Genomic DNA, 4780 nt, shown 5'->3' on the forward strand with positions numbered 1-4780 from the left:
AGGCGCTCGCCCTGATGGATGCGGCGTGCGCCCTCCCGCATCCGTTGGTGGTTGCTGTGGACCTTGATGTGGCGGGGGTTGGTGATGTTCCTGCGGTGTTGCGTGGGTTGGTGGTGGGGCGGGTTCGGCGTCGGGTGGCTGTGGGCGGTGAGGTGGCTGGTGGGTTGGCTGGGCGGTTGGTGGGTTTGGATGAGGGTGGTCGGTTGGATGTGGTGTTGGAGGTGGTGCGGGGTTGTGTGGCGGTGGTGTTGGGGTTTGGTTCGTCGGGTGAGGTGCGGTCGGGGGCTGCGTTCAAGGAGTTGGGTTTCGACTCGTTGACGGCGGTGGAGTTGCGTAATCGGCTGTCGGCGGCGACGGGGTTGCGGTTGCCCGCGACGATGGTGTTCGACTATCCGACACCCCACGCCCTGGCCACCTACCTGTGCGCCCGGTTGGTGGGCGAATCCGCGGTGGCCCGTGGCCCGGCAAGGGCGGTGGCCGACTCCGGTGAGCCGATCGCGATCGTGGGGATGACCTGCCGGTTCCCCGGTGGCGCGACATCCCCCGAGAAGCTGTGGGAGCTGGTCGCCTCGGGTCGGGATGTGATCGGGGAATTTCCGACCGGCCGGGGCTGGGACCTGGACGGCCTCTTCCACCCGGACCCCGACCACCCCGGCACCAGCTACGCGAACGAGGGCGGCTTCCTCCACGATGCCGACGCGTTCGATGCGGGGTTCTTCGGTATCAATCCGCGTGAGGCGCTGGCGACGGATCCGCAGCAGCGGTTGCTGTTGGAGGCGGCGTGGGAGGTGGTGGAGCGGGCCGGTATCGACCCGGTGTCGCTGAAGGGCAGCCCGACCGGTGTCTATGCCGGGGTGATGTACCACGACTACGCCGCCGGGCTCAGCAGCGGTGACGCACGGCTGGAGGGCTACGCCATGCTCGCCAGCTCCGGCAGCGTGGTGTCCGGTCGGGTGGCGTACACGCTGGGGTTGGAGGGGCCGGCGGTGACGGTGGATACGGCGTGTTCGTCGTCGCTGGTGGCGATGCATCTGGCGGCGCAGGCGTTGCGGCAGGGTGAGTGCACGCTCGCTCTGGCGGGCGGTGTGACGGTGATGGCGACGCCGGATGTGTTCACCGGCTTCTCGCGTCAGCGCGGCCTGGCCCCCGACGGGCGATGCAAGCCATTCGCCGCTGCGGCCGACGGCACCGGCTGGAGCGAGGGCGTCGGCTTGTTGCTCCTGGAGCGGTTGTCGGACGCGCGGCGTCATGGCCGTCGGGTGTTGGCGGTGATCCGGGGTTCGGCGGTCAACCAGGACGGAGCGTCGAATGGTCTGACGGCGCCGAATGGTCCGTCGCAGCAGCGGGTGATTCGTCAGGCGTTGGCCGGTGCGGGTTTGTCGGCGTCCGAGGTGGATGCGGTGGAGGCGCATGGTACGGGGACCACGCTGGGCGACCCGATCGAGGCGCAGGCGCTGCTGGCCACGTACGGTCAGGAGCGGCCGGAGGATCAGCCGCTGTGGCTCGGCTCCATCAAGTCGAATATCGGGCATACGCAGGCGGCCGCTGGTGTCGCGGGTGTGATCAAGATGGTGCAGGCCATGCGGCACGGCGTACTTCCCGTTTCACTGCATGTCGATGAGCCGACGCCGCATGTCGATTGGGGTAGTGGTGCGGTACGGCTGCTGACCGAGCCGGTGGAGTGGCCGGACAGTGAGCGTCCCCGCCGCGCCGGGGTGTCCTCCTTCGGCGCCTCGGGCACCAACGCACACCTCATCCTGGAGCAGGCCCCGGACGTTCCCGAGGTGGAGCCGGTGCTTGAGCACCGTGGCGTGGTGCCCTGGGTGCTGTCTGCGCGGAGTGCGGAGGCGTTGCGCGGGCAGGCCGCGGCCCTGGCCGGGCGCCTGGCGCCGGACCCGCAGGCGTCGGCCGTCGAGGTGGGATGGTCGCTGTTGACGTCCCGGTCGCTGTTCGAGCAGCGGGCCGTGGTGCTGGGCGGCGACCGTGCGGACATGGTGGCGGCGGTGGAGGCCCTGGCAGCCGGTGAGCCGCATCCGGGGGTGGTGGGCCCGCCTGCGGGCGTGGCCCCGTCCGGGAAGACGGTGTGGCTGTTCAGCGGACAGGGCAGCCAGCGCGTGGGGATGGGCGCGGGGCTGTACGACCGCTTTCCCGTGTTCGCTGCGGCGTTCGACGAGGTCTGCGGCCTGCTCGACCCGCACCTTGAACACCCACTACATCAGGTGGCGTTCACGGGCGTGCCCGAGCGGCCGGGGCTGCTGGACCACACGACCTACGCCCAGGCAGGGCTGTTCGCCCTGCACATCGCCCTGGCCCGATTGCTGGACTCCCTGGGGCTGCGCCCCGATGTGGTGATCGGCCACTCGATCGGGGAGGTCGCCGCCGCGCACATCGCAGGCGTCTTTGACCTTTCCGACGCCTGCCGACTCGTCGCCGCCCGCGCCACCCTCATGGGCGGACTCCCCGAAGGCGGCGGCATGGCCACCATCGCCGCCACCCCCGACGAACTCGCCGAACACGACGGCCAGGTGAGCATCGCCGCCCTGAACACACCCGGCAACACCGTCATCTCCGGCCCCGCCGAACGGGTGGCCGTGATCAGCACTGCCTGGGCCGCCAAGGGCCGCAAGACCAAAACCCTCACCGTCAGCCATGCCTTCCACTCACCGCTGATGGACCCCATCCTGGAGCCCTTCACCCAGGCCATCACGGACCTCACCTACCACCGGCCCACCCTCCCACTGCTCAGCAACCTCACCGGCGAACCCGCCGACGAACGCATCGCCACCCCCGACTACTGGGCCCAACACATCCGCCAACCCGTCCACTTCCACCCCGCCATCACCCACATCGCCCCCAACACAGGCGTCTTTCTGGAACTGGGCCCGGATCCAGTCCTCGCCACCGCAACACAACACACCCTCAGCCACACCACCACGGAAACCGGGCCCCCAAACCCCCTGGTGACGGCCATCCTCACCCGCAAGCAACCCGATGTCCACGCCCTCGGCCATGCCCTCGCCCAACTCCACACATCCGGTACCGATGTCGACTGGACCAGCTGGTTCCCGGCCGACCCCGCGCCGCGGGCGGTGGAGCTGCCGACGTACGTCTTCCAGCGCGAGCGGTACTGGCTGGCCGCGGCCGGTGGCGTCGGTGATGTCGCCGCCGCCGGGTTGCAGCGGGTGGAGCACGCGTTGCTGCCCGCGGCGGTGGGGCTGGCGGACGGCGGGGTGGTGCTCACGGGTCGGGTCTCGGCCGTCGGCGCCAAGAACTGGCTGGCCGAACACGTGATGGCGGGCGCGGTGCTGGTGCCCGGTGCCGCGCTGGTGGAGTGGGCGCTGCGGGCGGCCGACGAGGCGGGCTGCGGTGGGGTGGAGGAGCTGGCGCTCCAGGTCCCGCTGGTGCTGCCCGCGTCCGGCGGGCTGCGTGTACAGGTGGTGGCGGGCCCGGCCACCGAGGACCGGCGGCGCGATGTGCGGATCTACTCCCGCCCCGACCGCGATGCCGAACCGGGCACCGACCCGGGGTGGGTGTGCCACGCGGAGGGTGTGCTGAGCCCGCCGTCCGCCGATGGCCGGGCGGAGGAGCTGTCCGGGGCGTGGCCTCCCGTGGGGGCGGAGCCGGTGGACGTGACCGGCTTCTACGAGCGCGCGGCAGCGGCCGGATACGCGTACGGCCCGTCTTTCCAGGGCGTACGGGCCGTGTGGCGGGACGGTACGGACGTCCTCGCCGAGGTGGCGCTGCCCGAAACCGCCGGTGACCGCGACGGCTTCGGTATCCATCCCGCGCTGCTGGACGCCGCCCTGCACCCGGCTCTGCTGCTCGACCCGTCCGAGCCGGAACGGGACGACGACGCACGGGTGTGGCTGCCGTTCGCCTGGCGGGGCGTGTCGTTGTGGGCGGGTGGCGCGACGACGGTTCGGGTCCGGCTCTCTCCCCGGTCGCGGGAGAAGGACGGTGCGGAGGGCGAGCGGGGTCTGCGGATGGTCGTGGCCGACGCGGTGGGCGTTCAGGTGCTGACGGTCGATGCGCTGGCCATGCGTTCGGCCGACCCGGATCAGCTGCGGGCTGCCACGGGGCCCGAGGCGGACGGGCTGTTTACTCTGGACTGGACCCCGTTGCCGCCGGGAGGCAATGACACCGACGAGCCAGAGGAAGCTGCCACCTGGGTGGTGCTGGGCCAGGCGGAACCGTCCCCGATCGGGGAGGGCGCGGTCTGCCATCCGCATCTGGAGTCGCTGATCGCGGCGCTCGATGGCGGCGCGCCCGTACCCTCGGTGGCCATCGCCTGCCTGTCCGCACCTTCCCCGGACGGCGATGCGGCGCAAGCCGGACTGGCCCTGACGGAAAGCGCGTTGGGGCTGTTGCAGGGCTGGTTGGCCGAGCCGCGGCTGGCCGATGCCCGGTTGGTGGTCGTCACCCGGGGCGCCGTCGCGCTCGACACATCCGAGGACGAGGGGGACGGCGACGGCGGCGTGAACGCGGCCGGGGCCGCGGTGTGCGGGCTGGTGCGCAGCGCGCAAGCCGAGAACCCGGGTCGTTTCCTTCTGCTCGACCTCGACCTCGACCCCGCCGGTGAACCGGCCGCCACGGTCCCCGGCCACAGCATGGTGGACGGCGTACTGCGGGCCGTGGCGATGGACGAGCCCCAGGTGGCGCTGCGCGCCGGGCGGATCCTGGTGCCGCGGCTGATGCGCGCCGGTGGGGCGAGCAGCGGGGGAGTGGTGGGGCCGGTCGGGCAGCCCGCGTGGCGGCTCGAACTGACGGGCGCGGCGACGCT

At 71.7% G+C, this 4780-nt stretch carries 1 protein-coding gene; it reads left to right on the forward strand.

Annotated elements, in window-relative coordinates; all coding sequences use genetic code 11:
• The coding region (locus SSOG_RS42565) for a type I polyketide synthase (protein ID WP_154686141.1) at positions 1-4780 on the forward strand (4780 nt) is incomplete at both ends.

The sequence above is a fragment of the Streptomyces himastatinicus ATCC 53653 genome, from assembly GCF_000158915.1.
GTDB lineage: Bacteria > Actinomycetota > Actinomycetes > Streptomycetales > Streptomycetaceae > Streptomyces > Streptomyces himastatinicus.